The 390-nt window shown below is 64.4% G+C and carries 1 pseudogene; it reads left to right on the top strand.

The window, feature by feature from the left end:
- Window positions 1–109: 109 nt before the first annotated feature.
- Window positions 110–390, top strand: a pseudogene (locus EN862_RS34995) (type III polyketide synthase); the annotation flags it as partial.

Raw genomic sequence — 390 nt, forward strand, 5'->3', positions numbered from 1 at the left:
TTTTTCGAAACGTTTATCGAATAGGCAACGCTCAACGCCTGGCGCCTGTCAGTAGCGGAAATCCCTCCGGCACAGCGCGCATCGCGCCCGAGCCCAGGGAGGCAGAAACGTGTCCGCCAACGCCTATATCAACCGGATCGCGACGGCGGTGCCGCAGCACGACGTCCACCAGTTCTACCTGCGCTACGCAGCCTCGATGCTGGCCTCCGATCGCAGGAGAATATTCGAACGCATGGCCGGCCTCGCCGGCATCGAGCACCGCTTTTCATGCTTTGCGCCCGCCCTCGAACCCGAAGGGCCGTCGGCCGATTTCGCCGGGACCTTCAGGCGCGGCGCGTTTCCCGGAACGGCCGTGAGAATGGCGATGTTCAGCGAAGCCGCCCCCGTCCT

The organism is Mesorhizobium sp. M2E.F.Ca.ET.219.01.1.1 (genome assembly GCF_004016445.2).
Taxonomy (GTDB): domain Bacteria; phylum Pseudomonadota; class Alphaproteobacteria; order Rhizobiales; family Rhizobiaceae; genus Mesorhizobium.